Below are 16,537 nucleotides of genomic sequence, written 5' to 3'. Positions count from 1 at the left end.
CGCACGTGTCTCTGATTCTTCTTCCCGCAGTCGATGTCGTCGAGGGCCGCGCCGTGCGCCTGGTCCAGGGTGTGGCAGGCAGTGAAACCGAGTACGGCTCGGCACTGGATGCGGCCCTGGGCTGGCAACGCGATGGTGCCGAATGGATCCACCTGGTCGACCTGGATGCGGCGTTCGGCCGGGGCTCCAACCGCGAACTGCTCGCCGAGGTCGTCGGGCAACTCGATGTGGCGGTGGAACTGTCCGGTGGTATCCGTGACGACGAGTCACTGCGTGCCGCGCTGGCCACCGGCTGCCGGCGGGTGAACCTGGGGACCGCGGCACTGGAGAACCCGCAGTGGTGTGCCGCCGCGATCGCCGAGCACGGTGACAAGGTGGCCGTAGGCCTCGACGTCAAGCTGGAGAACGGGGACTACCGCCTGCGTGGCCGCGGCTGGGAGACCGACGGCGGCGACCTGTGGCCCGTGCTGGATCGGCTTGTCGGTGAAGGCTGTTCACGATTCGTCGTCACCGATGTCAGCAAGGACGGCACGCTCAACGGACCCAACCTGGAGCTCCTCGGCGCGGTCACCGATCGCACCGACGCCCCGGTGATCGCCTCCGGCGGAGTGTCCAGCCTGGACGATCTGCGCGCCATCGCCACCTTGACCGATCGCGGTGTCGAGGGTGCGATCGTCGGTAAGGCGCTCTACGCCGGGCGTTTCACGCTGCCCGAGGCGCTCAGCGCGGTCGCCGGCTGATGATCGAGCCCGGGAAACTCGCGGCGCTGCTGGCGACCGCCGCAGATGTCCTCGACGATGCGTCGGGTGCCTTCGTCGCCGGTCACCGGGCAGAATCCGCAGTCCGCAAGCAGGGCAACGACTTCGCCACCGAAGTGGATCTGGCCATCGAACGCCAGGTGGTGGCCGCGCTCACCGAGCAGACCGGTATCGGTGTGCACGGCGAGGAATTCGGGGGCGCCCCAATCGATTCCGAACTGGTGTGGGTGCTAGACCCGATCGACGGCACCTTCAACTATGCGGCCGGCTCGCCGATGGCGGCGATCCTGCTCGGACTGCTGGCCGACGGTAAGCCGGTCGGCGGGTTGACCTGGCTACCGTTCACCGGTAATCGCTACATCGCGGCCATCGACGGGCCGGTGCGGGACAACGGAACCGAGTTGCCCAAGCTTGAGCACACCACGCTCGTCGATTCGATCGTCGGAATCCAGACGTACAACATCGATTCGCGTGGGCGGTTCCCGGGCCGCTACCGCGCCGAGGTGATGGCCAACCTGAGCCGGGTGTCCTCACGGGTGCGCATGCACGGCGCCACCGGTGTCGACCTGGCCTATGTCGCGGCCGGGATCCTCGGCGGCGCCATCAGTTTCGGCCACCACATCTGGGATCACGCCGCGGGTGTGGCACTGGTACGCGCCGCCGGCGGCATCGTCACCGACCTGGCCGGTGACGAGTGGACCGCGGATTCCAAGTCGGCACTGGCCGCCGCCCCCGGTATCCATGGACAGATACTCGAATTGGTGGCCGCCGCGGGTTCCCCGGAGGATTACTGACATGGCTGTAGCGGTTCGGGTCATCCCGTGCCTGGACGTCGACGACGGCCGGGTGGTCAAGGGCGTCAACTTCGAGAACCTGCGCGACGCCGGGGACCCCGTCGAACTGGCGGCCGCCTATGACGCCGCCGGCGCCGACGAGCTGACCTTCCTCGACGTCACCGCGTCATCGTCGGGCCGCTCCACCATGCTCGACGTGGTACGCCGCACCGCCGAGCAGGTGTTCATCCCGCTCACGGTCGGCGGCGGGGTGCGTTCGGTCGCCGACGTGGACGTGCTGCTGCGGGCCGGGGCCGACAAGGTCTCGGTCAACACCGCGGCGATCGCCCGTCCGGAACTGCTCGCCGAGCTGTCGCGGCAGTTCGGGTCGCAGTGCATCGTGCTGAGCGTGGATGCCCGTACAGTGCCCGAGGGATCCGGTCCGACCCCGTCGGGCTGGGAGGTCACCACCCACGGCGGGCGCCGGGGCACCGGCATCGACGCGGTCGAATGGGCGCGCCGCGGGGCCGAACTCGGCGTGGGGGAGATCCTGCTGAACTCGATGGACGCCGACGGCACCAAGGCCGGTTTCGACCTGCCGATGCTGCACGCGGTGCGCGAGGCGGTGACGGTGCCGGTGATCGCGAGCGGCGGCGCGGGCGCGGTCGGCGACTTCGCCCCAGCCGTGCAGGCCGGGGCCGATGCGGTGTTGGCCGCCAGCGTGTTCCACTTCGGTGAGCTGACCATCGGTGAGGTCAAGGCGGCCATGGCTGCCGAGGGGATCACCGTCCGATGAGCGCAGCGAAGAGGACAGATCGGGGTGAAGTCCGATGAGCGCAGCGAAGAGGACAAATCGACGAGAGGTGCGGTAGTGCCACTCGATCCCGCCATCGCTTCGCGCCTCAAGCGCAATGAAGCCGGTCTTTTCACCGCGGTGGTGCAGGAGCACGGCACCGGTGACGTGCTGATGGTCGCCTGGATGGATGACGACGCCCTGGCCCGCACCCTGGAAACCCGTGAAGCCACCTACTTCTCGCGGTCCCGCGGCGAACAGTGGATCAAGGGCGCCACCTCCGGGCACACCCAGCATGTGCATTCGGTGCGGCTGGACTGCGACGGCGACTCTGTTCTGCTGGTGGTCGACCAGGTCGGTGGTGCCTGCCACACCGGCGATCACACCTGCTTCGACGCCGATCTGCTGCTCGGCGAGGACTGACCGTGTCGCGCTGCCGGGACTTGTCGGTGCCGTCGGCCACAATGACCGGGTGAAGAACAACGGCCGGGCGAGCCACGACCCGGCGATCGACACCGCGGCTGCCCGCAAGGCGCGCGGCGCGTTCTTCACCCCACCGCAGATCACCCGGTATCTGGCCGACTGGGCGATCCGCAGCAGCGAGGACGCGGTCTTCGAGCCGGCTGCGGGTGACGCTGCCTTCCTGCTCGCTGCCACCGAACGGCTGCGCAGACTCGGTGCCGGGGTGCCGGCCCTGGACGGCGTGGAGATTCACCCGGCCAGTGCCGCCACCGCGCGGCGCCGGGTCACCCAGGCCGGCGGCAGGGCACGGATCCGCACTGCGGACTTCTTCGACATCACCCCCGAACCCACCTACACCGCGGTCCTGGGCAACCCGCCCTACATCCGGTACCAGGAATTCCGCGGTCAGCAGCGGGCCCAGTCCCGGCGCGCGGCCCTGCAGGCCGGGGTGACGCTGTCCGCGCTGGCGTCGAGCTGGGCGGCCTTCACCGTGCATGCCGCGCTGTTCCTGCGCCCCGGCGGCCGGATGGCGCTGGTGCTGCCCGCCGAGCTGCTCAGCGTCAACTACGCGGCGGCGGTGCGGAAGTTCCTCTTCGACCGGTTCGCCAGTGTCGAGTTGGTGATGTTCGACGAGCAGGTGTTCCCCGGCGCCGAGGCCGACGTGGTGCTGCTGCTGGCCGACGGATTCGGCGGCGGGCCGTCCGGGCACGCCGTCATCCATCGCGCCCGCAACGCCGAGTCGCTGACTTCCGAACTGGTCCAACGCCATTGGTCCCCGGTGGATCCGGCCGACAAATGGATCAGCGGGCTGATCGGCACCCGCGCCGTCGAAGATCTTCAGATCCTGCACGACGGCGGTCGGTTCGCCACCCTGGAGCACTGGGGTGACACCACCTTGGGCATGGTCACCGGCAACAACGGTTTCTTCGCGTTGTCCCCGGCCCGGGTGGCCGAACTGGGGTTGCGCCCCTCGGATCTACTGACGCTGTCCCCGCCCGGCAGCGGACACCTGCGCGGGCTGACGTTGTCTCCGGGGCAGCTGGCCAACCTCGGCGCCGACGGGAAATCGGTACACCTGTTCCGGCCCGCCGGGCGGCTGTCGGCGGCCGCGCAGCGCTACATCGACGCGGGCCATGCCGCCGGGGTGCATCTGGCCTACAAGTGCCGGGTCCGCAACCCGTGGTACCTGGTGCCGTTGGTCACACCGGCCGACCTGCTGCTCACCTGCATGAACGCCGACACCCCCCGGCTGGTCACCAACCGGGCCGGGGCGCATCACCTGAACTCGGTGCACGGTGTGTACCTTCGCGCCGAATTCACTGCGCTGGGCCGGGACCTGTTGCCGTTGGCCGCGCTGAACTCGGTGACGCTGCTGCACGCCGAGATGGTCGGGCGCGCGTACGGTGGCGGGGTGCTGAAAATCGAACCGCGCGAAGCGGATCGGTGGCTGGTGCCGAGCCCCGAGCTGATCACGGAGCGGGCCGCCGCCCTGCGGGCCGTCCGGCGTACGGTGGCCGGGCTACTGGGCAAGGGCAGGCTGCTGGACGCCGTGGACGTGGTCGACGGCGCACTGGCCCTCAACACCGATCTGGAATCGGTTCAGGCCGCGCGTCATTCACTGGCCTCCAGAAGGGCGGTAAGGTCTCGGCGTGCCCGCTGAGCCCTCGACAAAAGCCACCGCGTGGGCCATCTTCGACCGGATCGTCGCCGATGCCGCGCCCGGCGGAGTCCACACCAACCCCTGGGCGAGTATCGGCGGGAAACCGACCTTCCAGCCCGACTTCCGGGTGCTGCGCAAGCTGCTCGGCGTGCCGCTGTACCTGGACGCACCCTCGACCACCGGGGTGCCCGCGCTCGCCCTGGACGTCTGGATGTCCTACGAGCTGCGCCGGGCCGGCTTCGACGTCGATGCGGTATGGCCGCGTCCCACCGACCCGCGGATCATGCCCAGCGCCATCGCCGCGCTGCTCGAGGCGTTACCGCAGAAGGAGCGACTGCTCATCGAGCAGCGGCTGCGCCGGTCCATGAAGGGTGTCGCCGGGTCGAGCGCCAGCGTGCTCGGCAAGCACTACATGAAGCAGGTCGACGTGGTCATGTCGGACTGGGACACCGGGCCCGAATTGTTGATCAGCACCAAGCGGATGGATTCCAGCTTCGGCAAGAACGCCGCCAACCGCGTCGAGGAGAGTTACGGCGACGCCAAGAATCTGCGGCTGCGCCATCCACTGGCCGCGCTGGGTTTCGTCTACGGGCTACGCTCGACCATCCTTTCCACCGAACCCGACAAGGCCGAATGGCTGATCGACCTGCTCGGCAAGCTCGGCACCGAGGACGACGCGTATCACGCCGTCGCGTTGGTGATGATCGACTATGACGCCGACGTTGCCGAGACGCCCGAGGAAGCCGTCGACAGCATCGAGAAGGCGGAACCTGACACGCTTTTCGAGATCGTCGACGTCGCCACCGCCGCGGTCGACGAGGCGTTGGCCGCGTTACCCAACGTCGTCATCCGCCATGACGTGGTGCCTCCGCAGCTGCAGCCCGCCCGATTCCTGGAGATCATGGTGAACCGGGTGATCGAGACCACGCCGGTCACCCGGCACCGCGAGGCGCGCCGCCGGCGCCAGGTCGCACCCGAGGATTAGATCGCCCGCGCACCGGCCTTGGCCCGGGCGCTCCACCGGCCGTCGGAGAATCCCACCGTGACCGGGTGCCGGAATGCTTCGGACACGTGCTCGGTGGTCACCGTCGAGCGGGCATCTCCGCTTGCGACCGTGCGGCCCTCACCGATCAGCAGCGCGTGTGTGGTACTGGTGGGCAGCTCCTCGAGGTGGTGGGTCACCAGGATCGAGGCCATATCCGGATGCGTATCGTCCAGCGTGTCCAGGGTTTCCAGCAGTTGCTCGCGAGCCGCGACGTCCAGGCCCGTGGTCGGTTCGTCGAGCAGCAGCAGCCGGGGCTCGGCGATCAGTGCCCTGGCTATCAGCGTCCGGCCGCGTTCGCCCTGGGACAATGTCGGCCAGACCGCGTCGGCACGAGCGGACAGGCCCACCGTGTCGATCAGGGCATCGGCGCGGCGGATCTCGTCAGCGGTGGCCTGCCAACGGGCTGCCGTATCGATGGTGGCCGTGATTCCGGTGAGCACCACCTGCCGAACCGTCAACGGGTACTGCAGCCGGTGCCGCGGATTGACGTGCCCGATCGAGCGGCGCAGCACCGTCAGGTCGGTTCGCCCCATCTGATCGCCGAGGATCCGCACCGCCCCGGTGGTCGGAAATATCTGGGCCGCACAGAAGCCCAGCAGCGTGCTCTTTCCGGCCCCGTTGGGGCCCAGCAGCGCCCAGTGCTCACCCGCGTGCACGGCCATCGAGATGCCGTCGATGATCTGCTTACCGTCGCGACGGAACGTGACGTCGGAGATTTCCAGTACGGGGGTCATGTAAAGGCTTCCTTCAGAGTGCTCAGATGCGTGCGGCTGGAGCTCGACGCGGCGTCCGGGTCGCGGGCCGCGATCGCGTCGACGAGGTCACGGTGCGCATCGTGATCGGCCGATTCGGATGGCACCGGGCGGATTTTGAGCATGTCGATCATCGCCGACCGCAGCCGGGGGAGAAACGCATCGAACAGTTGGGTCAGCACGTCATTGTGGGCGGCGACGATCACCGCCCGATGGAACGCCATATCGGCGTCCACATGGTCGGCCACCGTCTGACCCGCTGCGCTGCGCCCGGCCAGGCTGCGCCGCAGTGCCCGCAGATCGGCCACGGTGCGGCGGGCCGCCGCCAAGGCTGCGGCTTCGGCCTCGATGGCGATCCGCGCCTCGATGACCGAGGCGATATTGGCCCGGCGTAGCACGCTGTCCCAGTCCTCGGTGACATCGACTGCGGTCACGAACACGCCGGCACCCTGCCGGCTGTCCAGTACTCCTCGTCCCGCCAGCTCGCGGATCGCCTCCCGCAGGGTAGAGCGCCCCACCCCGAGCTGCGCAGCCAGGGTCGTCTCGCCCGGCAACCGGTGGCCCAGGGCCCACTCGCCGTCGCGGATGCGGGCCAGCAGCAGTTCGGCGGTCTGCGCGGCCAATGGGTGACGCTGAACCTGAGCGACCATCAAACCTCTCTACTTGTCTGAGGAGTTGTGTACAGTGTAGCCATCATGACGCGCGTCCTCCTCCTTCGCCGCCTCGGCAGGGCCTGAACCGACCGGCCCCCTGCCGTGGGGCTGCGTCGCGCCGGTCGGATCCCCATTGACCGGACAGGGACACCTCATGAACTCGAACAAGAACTGGAACCGCCAACTGCCCGCACCCATGCCGTGGCAGCGTTACTCGAACATCTTCGACCGCGTGGAAGTGCCACTGCGGCAGCGCAACTGGCCCGAGGCGAGGCTGACCGAGGCGCCGCTGTGGGTACCGGTCGACCTGCGTGACGGCAACCAGGCGCTGGCCGAACCGATGGACCCGGACCGCAAACGCCGTTTCTTCGATCTTCTGGTCTCCATCGGCTACAAGGAGATAGAGGTCGGCTATCCGTCTGCCTCCCAGACCGATTACGACTTCGTCCGCCTGATCGCCGGGTCGGACATCGCACCGCCGGATGTCACCATCGTGGTGTTCACCCCTGCACGGCGTGACCTGATCGAACGCACCGTGGACTCGGTGCGGGGCATCGACAACGACGTGGTGATCCACCTGTACACCGCGACCGCACCGGTGTGGCGGGACACCGTGCTGGGCAAGGATCGCGACGACTTGCGGGAGTTGATCCTGGCCGGCGGGCGTGACGTACTCGAGCTGGCGGGACGCCTGCCGAACGTGCGGTTCGAGTTCTCCCCGGAGGTCTTCAACCTCACCGAACCCGATTACGCGCTGGAAATCTGCGACGCCATGACCGACCTGTGGCAGGCGACTCCGGACCGGCCGGTGATCCTGAACCTGCCGGCTACCGTCGAGGTCTCCACCCCGAACGTGTACGCCGACCAGATCGAGTACATGCATCGCAACATTGCCCGCCGCGACAGTGTCATCCTGTCGGTGCATCCGCACAACGACCGCGGGACCGGTGTCGCGTGCGCGGAATTGGCGGTACTGGCAGGGGCGCAGCGGGTGGAGGGTTGCGTGTTCGGCAACGGTGAACGCACCGGCAACGTCGACATCGCGACGTTGGCGCTCAACCTGTACGCCCAGGGCGTGGATCCCAAGATCGACTTCTCCGACATCGATGCCATCGCCCGGACCGTCGCGCACTGCACCCGGATGCCGATCCACGAACGGCACCCGTATGTGGGCGATCTGGTACACACCGCGTTCTCCGGCACCCATCAGGACGCGATCAAGAAGGGACTGGCCGAGCACCGTGACAGGGCGGTGGCCGCAGGACTGACCGAGCGGGAAATCGATTGGCGGGTACCGTATCTGCCCATCGACCCGGCAGATATCGGCCGCACCTACGACGCAGTGATCCGAGTGAACTCACAGTCCGGCAAGGGTGGGATCGCCTACCTGCTGAGCAGCGGGTACGGGCTGGATCTGCCGCGCCGGTTGCAGATCGACTTCGCCCGCCACGTCCAGACGCACACCGACGAAACCGGTACCGAGGTGAGCGGCGCCGAGCTGTATGAACTGTTCGAGGCGACATATTTCGGCGCGACCGGGGCCGTGGACGTGAAGGACTGGCACACCGACAGTGAGGGCAACACCGGGATCACTCTCATGGTCGACGGGCAGCCCCGCACCAGCAGTCACCAGGGCGTCGGCCCCATCGACGCGTTGACCGAGGCGCTGGCCACGGCCGGGTATGACGTCGAAATCCTGAGTCTGACCCAGCAGTCGGTCGGCGCGACCACGGTGACCTACCTGGAGTACCGCGGCGGGTGGGCGTGCGGACGAGCCGATTCGGTGCCGGCCGCTTCGATCGCGGCAGTGCTGCAGGCGGTCAACGCCGCCTGAGTGCCTCGAGCGCCTTGTCGGCGTGGGTGTCCATGCTGATCTCACTGGAGATCACCTCCAGCACGGTGCGGTCGGTGTCGATGACGAACGTGGTCCGCTTCACCGGCATGAACTTCCCGAGCAGTCCGCGCTTCACGCCGAACTGCTCGGCGACCGCACCGTCGGCATCCGAGAGCAGCGGGTAGTCGAAGCCCTGCTGATCGGCGAACTTGGCCTGCTTGTCGACCGCATCGGTGCTGATCCCCACCCGGGACGCGCCCACGGCGGCGAACTCCCCGGCCAGATCGCGGAAGTGGCAGGCCTCCTTGGTGCAGCCGGGCGTCATCGCCGCGGGGTAGAAGAAAAGCACCACCGGGCCGTCGGCGAGCAACGCCGTCAAACTGCGCGGGGTGCCGGTCTGATCGGGCAGTTCGAACTCGGCCACGCGGTCACCGGTCTTCATAAGCGTCACGGCTGCACACGCTACGCCGAAGGGCCGACGGCCGTCTGGGAAGATTGACCCGTGCAACAACCTTCGCCGGCCGCCACGCTGGCCGTCACCACGACTCGTGAGGTCTTCCGGGAGCTTGCCGCCGGGCATCGGGTGGTTCCGGTGACCCGCAAGGTGCTCGCCGACAGCGAGACACCGCTGTCGGCGTACCGCAAGCTCGCCGCCAACCGTCCCGGCACCTTTCTGCTGGAATCCGCGGAGAACGGTCGGTCCTGGTCGCGGTGGTCGTTCATCGGGGCGGGTGCGCCCTCGGCGCTGACCGTCCGCGACGGGCAGGCGGTGTGGCTGGGCAGCACCCCGCAGGACGCCCCGTCCGGCGGTGACCCGCTCGACGCGCTGCGCAGCACCCTGGACCTGTTGGCCACCGCCGCGCTGCCCGGGCTGCCGCCGCTGTCCTCGGGGCTGGTCGGGTTCTTCGCCTACGACATGGTGCGTCGGCTGGAACGCCTTCCCGAACTCGCCGTCGACGACCTGGGCCTGCCGGACATGCTGTTGCTGCTCGCCACCGATATCGCCGCCGTGGACCATCACGAGGGCACCATCACGCTGATCGCGAACGCGGTGAACTGGAACGGCACCGACGAGCGGGTCGACCAGGCCTACGACGACGCGGTGGCCCGGCTCGACGTCATGACCGCCGCGCTGAGCGAGGCCTTGCCGTCGGCGGTGGCCACCTTCAGCCGTCCGCAGCCGCAGTTCCGGGCGCAGCGCACCGTCGAGGAGTACAGCGCGATCGTGGACAAGCTGGTCGGCGACATCGAAGCCGGCGAGGCGTTCCAGGTGGTGCCCTCGCAGCGCTTCGAGGTCAGTACATCGGCGGACCCGCTGGACGTCTACCGGATGCTGCGGGCCACCAACCCGAGCCCGTACATGTATCTGCTCAACGTGCCGGACGGCAACGGCGGACTCGACTTCTCGGTGGTCGGTTCCAGCCCCGAGGCACTGGTCACGGTCAAGGACGGCAAGGCCACCACCCATCCGATCGCGGGGACCCGCTGGCGCGGGGACACCGAGGAGGAGGACCTGCTCCTGGAGAAGGAGTTGCTGGCCGATGAGAAGGAACGCGCCGAACATCTGATGCTGGTCGATCTCGGCCGCAACGATCTGGGCCGGGTATGTGAGCCGGGCACCGTCCGGGTGGAGGACTACAGCCACATCGAGCGCTACAGCCACGTCATGCACCTGGTGTCCACGGTGACCGGACACCTCGCCGATGACAAGACCGCGCTGGACGCCGTGACCGCCTGCTTCCCGGCCGGCACGCTGTCCGGGGCGCCGAAGGTCCGCGCCATGGAACTCATCGAAGAGGTCGAACTGACCCGGCGCGGCCTCTACGGCGGGGTGCTGGGCTACCTGGACTTCGCGGGCAACGCCGACTTCGCCATCGCCATCCGGACCGCGCTGCTGCGTGACGGCACCGCCTACGTGCAGGCGGGCGGGGGAGTCGTGGCAGATTCCAAGGGGCCGTACGAGTACAACGAGTCCGCCAACAAGGCCAAGGCCGTGCTGAGCGCTATCGCGGCGGCCGAGACGCTCACCCAACCGCAGTCGCCGACGCCATGATCAGGATCGCGCAGGCACTCCTGATTCTCGGCGCGCTGGCGCTGTGGGTGGCCTCGCGCCTGCCGTGGGTCGAGGTGAGCACCTTCGATGGCCTCGGACAGCCCAAGACGACCACGCTGTCGGGGGCGCAGTGGTCCACAGCGCTGGTCCCGCTGGCGCTGGTGCTGTTGGCCGCCGCGGTGGCGGCCCTGGCGGTGCGCGGCCTGCTGTTGCGGGCGGTCGCCGTCCTGGTGGCGGTCTCCGCGGCCGGGATCGGCTACCTGGGCATCAGCCAGTGGGTGCTCAACGACGTCGCGGTGCGCGGGGCGAACCTGGCCGAGGTGCCGGTCTCGGCGCTGGTGGGATCCCAGCGGTTCTACTGGGGCGCCGGTGTCGCGGTGGCAGCGGCGGTGATCGCGCTGGTCGCGGCGGGTTTCCTGATGCGCGCGGCGGCGACGGCGCGGTCGGGGGCGGCCCGCTACGCCAACCCGTCGGCCCGCCGTGACGCGGTGCGCTCCGAGACGGCTGACGGGGCGAACACCGCGGACATGACCGAGCGGATGATGTGGGATGCGCTGGACGAGGGCAGCGATCCCACCCGCGAACCGGGCTCGCCCGACACCGGCACCGATCCGGACAGGAAGGGTCGGTGATGGCTGGTGTGGCGCAGCCGACTAACCTCATGGCATCAGCGGGGTCGATGAAGACCCCTCCGGGGGGATCCCGGCCGACGGTAAAGGACGATGGCCAATGAGTTCGGCGACCGTGCTCGACTCCATCATCGAGGGAGTCCGTGCCGACGTTGCCACCCGTGAAGCTGCCGTGAGCTTCGCCGATATCAAGCAGCGGGCCAAGGACGCACGGCCACCACTTGACGTGTTGGCCGCACTCCGCGCGCCCGGCATCGCTGTGATCGCCGAAGTCAAACGTGCCAGCCCGTCGCGCGGTGAGCTGGCGTCGATTGCAGATCCGGCAGAGCTGGCGCGCGCCTACGAGGACGGCGGCGCCCGCGTCATCAGCGTGCTGACCGAGGAACGGCGTTTCCACGGCTCGCTCGACGACCTGGACAATGTGCGTGCCGCGGTGTCGATTCCGGTGCTGCGCAAGGATTTCATCGTCGGGCCGTACCAGATCCACGAGGCCCGGGCGCACGGTGCGGACATGCTGCTGCTGATCGTGGCGGCGCTGGAGCAGAAGGCCCTGGAGTCGATGCTCGACCGCACCGAATCGCTCGGCATGACCGCGCTGGTGGAGGTGCACACCGAGGAGGAGGCCGACCGGGCGTTGCAGGCCGGGGCCACTGTCATCGGTGTGAATGCCCGGGACCTCAAGACCCTCGAGGTCGATCGGGACTGCTTTGCCCGGATCGCGCCGGGGCTGCCCTCCAATGTCATCCGGGTCGCCGAGTCCGGCGTGCGGGGCACCGCCGATCTGCTCGCCTACGCCGGTGCCGGCGCCGATGCGGTGCTGGTCGGGGAGGGCCTGGTCACCAGCGGTGACCCGCGCAGCGCCGTGTCCGATCTGGTCACCGCCGGGGCCCACCCGTCGTGCCCGAAACCCGCCCGCTGATCCGCACCGATGAGCTTGCACGAAAAGAACCTGTAGAAATGGGCGATATCGCCGGCCCCGAGCTGCCGCAGACCAGCGCCGCACTCGCCGAACCCACCAGCCACGATCCGGACGCCAAGGGGCATTTCGGCCCCTACGGCGGACGTCTGGTCCCCGAGGCGCTGATGGCGGTGATCGAGGAGGTCACCGCCGCCTACGAGAAGGCCCGCAGCGACCAGACGTTCCTCGACGAACTGGACCGCCTGCAGCGCCACTACAGCGGGCGCCCGTCGCCGCTGTACGAGGCGGAGCGTCTGTCCGCCCACGTCGGCGGTGCGCGGATCTTTCTGAAGCGAGAAGACCTCAACCACACCGGGTCCCACAAGATCAACAACGTGCTGGGGCAGGCGCTGCTGGCCCGGCAGATGGGCAAGACCCGGGTCATCGCCGAGACCGGTGCCGGCCAGCACGGGGTGGCCACCGCGACCGCGTGCGCGTTGCTCGGGCTGGAATGCGTCATCTACATGGGTGCGGTGGACACCGCCCGGCAGGCGCTCAACGTGGCGCGGATGCGGCTGCTCGGCGCCACCGTGGTCTCCGTGGAATCCGGATCGAAGACCCTCAAGGACGCCATCAACGAGACGTTCCGCGACTGGGTGGCCAACGCCGACAACACCTTCTACTGCTTCGGGACGGCGGCCGGACCGCATCCCTTCCCGCTGATGGTCCGCGACTTCCAGCGCATCATCGGCCTGGAGACCCGCGCGCAGATCCGTGAGCAGGCCGGCCGACTGCCGGACGCCGTGGTCGCGTGTGTCGGCGGCGGTTCCAATGCGATCGGCATCTTCCACGCCTTCATCGACGACCCCGACGTCCGCCTGGTCGGGTTCGAGGCGGCCGGCGACGGCGTCGAGACCGGACGGCACGCCGCCACCTTCACCGGCGGGTCACCGGGTGCGTTCCAGGGTTCGTTCTCCTACCTGCTGCAGGACGAGGACGGTCAGACGCTCGAATCCCATTCCATCTCAGCCGGTCTGGACTATCCGGGCGTGGGTCCCGAGCACGCGCTGCTCAAGGACGCCGGCCGAGCCGAGTACCGGCCGATCACCGACACCCAGGCGATGGACGCCTTCCTGCTGCTGTGCCGCACCGAGGGCATCATCCCGGCCATCGAGTCGGCGCACGCGGTGGCCGGCGGCGTACAGCTGGCCGCCGAACTCGGCGCCGGGGCCATCATCGTGGTCAACCTGTCCGGCCGCGGCGACAAGGACGTGGAGACCGCCGGAAAGTGGTTCGGAATCATGGAGGACGCGTGAGCGGGGCCAGCGGAACGAGTCGGCTCTCGGCGGTCTTCGACAGCTGCCGGGCCGAGGGCCGTTCGGCGCTCATCGGGTACCTGCCGACCGGTTATCCCGATGTGGCGACCTCGATCTCGGCGATGACGGCGATGGTCGAGGCCGGCGCCGACATCATCGAGGTCGGCATCGCCTACTCCGACCCCGGCATGGACGGCCCCACCATCGCGCGCGCCACCGAGGCAGCACTGGCCGGCGGCGTGCGGGTCCAGGACGCGCTGCGGGCGGTCGAGGCGATCAGCAACGCCGGTGGCAACGCCGTGGTGATGAGCTACTGGAACCCGGTGCTGCGCAGGGGTGTCGACACTTTCGCGCGCGACCTGGCATCGGCCGGCGGGCTCGGTCTCATCACCCCCGACCTGATCCCCGATGAGGCCGAGGAGTGGTTGGAGGTGTCCGACCGGCACGACCTCGACCGGATCTTCCTGGTGGCGCCGTCCTCGACCCCGGAACGGCTCGCCGCGACGGTGCGCGCATCCCGCGGGTTCGTCTACGCCGCATCGACGATGGGGGTGACCGGTGCCCGCGACGCGGTGTCCAACGCCGCGCCGGAACTGGTGAGCCGGGTCAAGCAGGTCTCCGACATCCCGGTCGGGGTCGGTCTGGGCGTCCGCTCCCGGGAGCAGGCCGCCGAGATCGGCGCCTACGCCGACGGGGTGATCGTGGGGTCGGCGCTGGTATCCGCTCTCGACGATGGGCTACCCGCCCTGCGGGCCCTGACCGCCGAACTGGCCGAAGGTGTTCGGCAGGCGGTGCGCGCATGACGGTGACGACCCTGGCCTACATCCCGAGCCCCGCTCAGGGTGTCTGGTACCTCGGACCCGTCCCGCTGCGCGCCTACGCCCTGTGCATCATCGTCGGCATCGTCGCCGCGCTGGTGATCGGCGACCGGCGCTGGGAGGCCCGCGGCGGCGAGCGTGGCGTCATCTATGACATCGCTTTGTGGGCGGTGCCGTTCGGTCTCGTCGGCGGGCGGCTCTATCACGTCCTGACCGACTGGCCGACCTACTTCGGCGCAGGTGGCGCCGGGCTCGGTGCGGCATTCCGGATCTGGGACGGCGGTCTCGGAATCTGGGGTGCGGTGGCGCTCGGCGCCGTCGGCGCGTGGATCGCCTGCCGGCGACGCGGTATTCCGCTGCCGGCGTTCGGCGATGCGATCGCGCCCGGAATCATTTTGGCGCAGGCGGTCGGCCGGCTCGGCAACTACTTCAACCAGGAACTCTTCGGGCGGGCCACGGATCTGCCGTGGGGGCTGGAGATCTACGAACGGGTCGATGCCGCCGGTTTCCGGGACACCCTCAACGGGGTGTCCACCGGGAAGCTGGTGGCCGTCGTGCACCCGACCTTCCTCTACGAACTGCTGTGGAATCTCCTGGTTTTCGCGCTGCTGATCTGGGCGGACCGCCGCTTCAAGCTCGGCCACGGCAGGGTGTTCGCGCTGTACGTGGCCGGGTACTGCCTGGGCCGGTTCTGGATCGAGTTGATGCGCAGCGATACTGCGACGCTGATCGCGGGTATCCGGGTCAACTCGTTCACCGCGACCTTCGTGTTCATCGCCGCCGTCGTCTACATCATGGCGGCGCCCAAGGGGCGTGAGGATCCGGCCACGTTGCGGGGCAACGCCCCGACCGAGCCGGCTGCTGGAGCCGAGGAGCCGGCCACCGAGGTGATCGCGGTGGGTGCGGTGACCGGGGTCGTCGCGGCCGCCACCGTCGCCGGTGCAGACGAGGACGAAGGCACCGCGAGTTCCCTGGAACCCGACATCGCCGTCGCGGACGCGGCCGAGGAAGCCGATGAGGTCGAAGAGGCCGTTGAGACCGAGGTGCTCGCCACGACCGGGAACCAGGAGGCAGCCGGGTCCGCCGAAGCGGAACTGGCCGACGTGCTCGACGCCGAAGAGCAAGCCGCCGAAGAGGCCGGGACCGAAGAGGTGGCGGCCGAGGCGGAGGCCGAGGCGCTCGAGTCCGAGGCCCGCGTGACCGAGTCCGAGGCCCGCGTGACCGAGGCCGACGAGCCCGAGACCCGAGCCGACGAGGACACCACGGCGGCAGAAGACGAAGCCGAACCAGAGGCGGAGCTGGCCGACGTGCTGGACGCCGAAGAGGAAGCGGCCGAGGAAGCCGAACTCGAAGAGGCGGCCGAGGCGGAAGCTGAGGCTGAGGCCGAGGAACTCGAGGCCGAAGCAGACGACACCGCCGAAGCCGAACCGGAGGCCGAGCCGGTTGACGCGCTGGCCGCCGCCGAGGAAGCCGAAGCTGAGGCGCTCGAAGCCGAAGCCGAACCGGAGCCCGAGTCGGCCGACGTGCTGGATGCCGAAGAGGAAGCCGAACTCGAAGAGTCGGCGGCCGAAACGGAAGCTGAGGCTGAGGCTGAGGAACTCGAGGCCGAAGCAGACGACACCGCCGAAGCCGAACCGGAGGCCGAGCCGGCTGACGCGCTGGCCGCCGCCGAGGAACCCGAAGCCGAAGAGATCGTCGCCGAGGTGCTCGAATCGGTCGATGCTGCCACCGCCGAGGCCGAGGACGTCGACGGCGAGGAACTCGAAGAGGCTGCCGCCGAGTCCGAGACCGAGACCGAGACCGAAGAGCCTGCAGCCGAAGAGGTGGAAGCCGAATCCGGCTCTGCCGCCGAAGAGTCCGGGCAGCCGGTTGCTCCGGAAACACCGGCCGCGACCCCCGCTGCCACCGGCAAGACGTCTCGTCGCCCGCGGTGGTTCCGGCGTAAGGGCTGACCAGCCCCGCATTTCCGCCAGCGGGTCCCGGCCGCGCCGGGGCTTTGTTTCGGTGATATTTCCGCGGTGAGTCCACCGTGAGTACCGCTGCGCACCACCGCCCCTGCGGACATCGTGAGTTGGTGTTGACAAACACGACAC

At 69.0% G+C, this 16,537-nt stretch carries 16 protein-coding genes; 13 read left to right on the top strand and 3 right to left on the bottom strand.

Annotation, left to right across the window (positions count from 1 at the left end; translation table 11 throughout):
• The first annotated feature begins 5 nt into the window (after positions 1-5).
• The 6 genes from priA (at position 6) to V4U86_RS14200 (ending at position 5,431) form a co-directional block, all read left to right on the top strand.
• Positions 6-740: a bifunctional 1-(5-phosphoribosyl)-5-((5-phosphoribosylamino)methylideneamino)imidazole-4-carboxamide isomerase/phosphoribosylanthranilate isomerase PriA gene (gene priA / locus V4U86_RS14225; protein ID WP_395311825.1), complete on the top strand. Its 735-nt coding sequence runs from the start codon at positions 6-8 to the stop codon at positions 738-740.
• Positions 740-1,552, top strand: a complete 813-nt coding sequence (locus V4U86_RS14220; RefSeq protein ID WP_395311824.1) for an inositol monophosphatase family protein — start codon at positions 740-742, stop codon at positions 1,550-1,552. The genes priA and V4U86_RS14220 overlap by 1 nt, the downstream gene beginning before the upstream one ends.
• Before the next feature lies 1 nt (position 1,553).
• Positions 1,554-2,327: an imidazole glycerol phosphate synthase subunit HisF gene (hisF, locus tag V4U86_RS14215; protein ID WP_395311823.1), complete on the top strand. Its 774-nt coding sequence runs from the start codon at positions 1,554-1,556 to the stop codon at positions 2,325-2,327.
• Between the two features lie 75 nt (positions 2,328-2,402).
• Positions 2,403-2,747 carry a phosphoribosyl-AMP cyclohydrolase gene (gene hisI, locus V4U86_RS14210; protein WP_395311822.1) on the top strand — a complete coding sequence of 115 codons (345 nt, stop codon included), beginning with the start codon at positions 2,403-2,405 and terminating at the stop codon, positions 2,745-2,747.
• Between the two features lie 49 nt (positions 2,748-2,796).
• Positions 2,797-4,446, top strand: coding sequence for an HsdM family class I SAM-dependent methyltransferase (locus V4U86_RS14205; RefSeq protein ID WP_395311821.1), 1,650 nt, complete (start codon positions 2,797-2,799; stop codon positions 4,444-4,446).
• Positions 4,436-5,431: a hypothetical protein gene (locus tag V4U86_RS14200; protein WP_395311820.1), complete on the top strand. Its 996-nt coding sequence runs from the start codon at positions 4,436-4,438 to the stop codon at positions 5,429-5,431. The genes V4U86_RS14205 and V4U86_RS14200 overlap by 11 nt, the downstream gene beginning before the upstream one ends.
• On the opposite strand, the gene V4U86_RS14195 is transcribed toward V4U86_RS14200, so the two are convergent.
• A complete protein-coding gene (locus V4U86_RS14195; protein ID WP_395311819.1) occupies positions 5,428-6,225 on the bottom strand; it encodes an ABC transporter ATP-binding protein in 798 nt (265 codons plus the stop codon). The two genes, V4U86_RS14200 and V4U86_RS14195, sit on opposite strands and share 4 nt — an antisense overlap.
• Positions 6,222-6,893, bottom strand: a complete 672-nt coding sequence (locus V4U86_RS14190; RefSeq protein WP_395311818.1) for a FadR/GntR family transcriptional regulator — start codon at positions 6,891-6,893, stop codon at positions 6,222-6,224. The genes V4U86_RS14195 and V4U86_RS14190 overlap by 4 nt, the downstream gene beginning before the upstream one ends.
• Before the next feature lie 199 nt (positions 6,894-7,092).
• Between V4U86_RS14190 and V4U86_RS14185 the strand changes: the two genes are divergently transcribed.
• Positions 7,093-8,730, top strand: coding sequence for a 2-isopropylmalate synthase (locus V4U86_RS14185; protein WP_395312045.1), 1,638 nt, complete (start codon positions 7,093-7,095; stop codon positions 8,728-8,730).
• On the opposite strand, the gene V4U86_RS14180 is transcribed toward V4U86_RS14185, so the two are convergent.
• Positions 8,717-9,172, bottom strand: a complete 456-nt coding sequence (locus tag V4U86_RS14180) for a peroxiredoxin (RefSeq protein WP_395312044.1) — start codon at positions 9,170-9,172, stop codon at positions 8,717-8,719. The two genes, V4U86_RS14185 and V4U86_RS14180, sit on opposite strands and share 14 nt — an antisense overlap.
• Positions 9,173-9,232: 60 nt before the next feature.
• On the opposite strand from V4U86_RS14180, the gene V4U86_RS14175 reads away from it, so the two are divergent.
• The 6 genes from V4U86_RS14175 to lgt all read left to right on the top strand — a co-directional run bounded on the left by V4U86_RS14175 (position 9,233) and on the right by lgt (position 16,396).
• On the top strand, positions 9,233-10,783 hold the full coding sequence (locus V4U86_RS14175; RefSeq protein ID WP_395311817.1) for an anthranilate synthase component I: 1,551 nt from the start codon (positions 9,233-9,235) through the stop codon (positions 10,781-10,783).
• Entirely contained in the window at positions 10,780-11,415 is a 636-nt protein-coding gene (locus tag V4U86_RS14170; RefSeq protein ID WP_395311816.1) for a TIGR02234 family membrane protein, read from the top strand. Before V4U86_RS14175 ends, V4U86_RS14170 begins: the two co-directional genes overlap by 4 nt.
• A gap of 97 nt (positions 11,416-11,512) precedes the next feature.
• Positions 11,513-12,331, top strand: a complete 819-nt coding sequence (trpC, locus tag V4U86_RS14165) for an indole-3-glycerol phosphate synthase TrpC (protein ID WP_073854943.1) — start codon at positions 11,513-11,515, stop codon at positions 12,329-12,331.
• Between the two features lie 38 nt (positions 12,332-12,369).
• Positions 12,370-13,626, top strand: a complete 1,257-nt coding sequence (trpB, locus tag V4U86_RS14160) for a tryptophan synthase subunit beta (RefSeq protein WP_395311815.1) — start codon at positions 12,370-12,372, stop codon at positions 13,624-13,626.
• On the top strand, positions 13,623-14,429 hold the full coding sequence (gene trpA / locus V4U86_RS14155) for a tryptophan synthase subunit alpha (RefSeq protein ID WP_395311814.1): 807 nt from the start codon (positions 13,623-13,625) through the stop codon (positions 14,427-14,429). The genes trpB and trpA overlap by 4 nt, the downstream gene beginning before the upstream one ends.
• The gene (lgt, locus tag V4U86_RS14150) at positions 14,426-16,396 is read left to right on the top strand and encodes a prolipoprotein diacylglyceryl transferase (protein WP_395311813.1); all 1,971 of its coding nucleotides are present in this window, start codon (positions 14,426-14,428) and stop codon (positions 16,394-16,396) included. The genes trpA and lgt overlap by 4 nt, the downstream gene beginning before the upstream one ends.
• Positions 16,397-16,537 lie beyond the last annotated feature (141 nt).

The sequence above is a fragment of the Mycobacterium sp. AMU20-3851 genome (assembly GCF_043974665.1).
Taxonomy (GTDB): domain Bacteria; phylum Actinomycetota; class Actinomycetes; order Mycobacteriales; family Mycobacteriaceae; genus Mycobacterium.
This window is presented reverse-complemented; position numbering and strand designations above follow the sequence as displayed.

Excerpts from the sequence above, each read along its gene's own strand:
- V4U86_RS14220 (WP_395311824.1), top strand. The coding sequence starts at position 740 with ATGATCGAGCCCGGGAAACTCGCGGCGCTGCTGGCGACCGCCGCAGAT.
- hisF (WP_395311823.1), top strand. The coding sequence starts at position 1,554 with ATGGCTGTAGCGGTTCGGGTCATCCCGTGCCTGGACGTCGACGACGGC.
- V4U86_RS14195 (WP_395311819.1), bottom strand. The coding sequence starts at position 6,225 with ATGACCCCCGTACTGGAAATCTCCGACGTCACGTTCCGTCGCGACGGT.
- V4U86_RS14190 (WP_395311818.1), bottom strand. The coding sequence starts at position 6,893 with ATGGTCGCTCAGGTTCAGCGTCACCCATTGGCCGCGCAGACCGCCGAA.
- V4U86_RS14185 (WP_395312045.1), top strand. The coding sequence starts at position 7,093 with ATGCCGTGGCAGCGTTACTCGAACATCTTCGACCGCGTGGAAGTGCCA.
- V4U86_RS14180 (WP_395312044.1), bottom strand. The coding sequence starts at position 9,172 with ATGAAGACCGGTGACCGCGTGGCCGAGTTCGAACTGCCCGATCAGACC.
- V4U86_RS14170 (WP_395311816.1), top strand. The coding sequence starts at position 10,780 with ATGATCAGGATCGCGCAGGCACTCCTGATTCTCGGCGCGCTGGCGCTG.
- trpC (WP_073854943.1), top strand. The coding sequence starts at position 11,513 with ATGAGTTCGGCGACCGTGCTCGACTCCATCATCGAGGGAGTCCGTGCC.
- trpB (WP_395311815.1), top strand. The coding sequence starts at position 12,370 with ATGGGCGATATCGCCGGCCCCGAGCTGCCGCAGACCAGCGCCGCACTC.
- lgt (WP_395311813.1), top strand. The coding sequence starts at position 14,426 with ATGACGGTGACGACCCTGGCCTACATCCCGAGCCCCGCTCAGGGTGTC.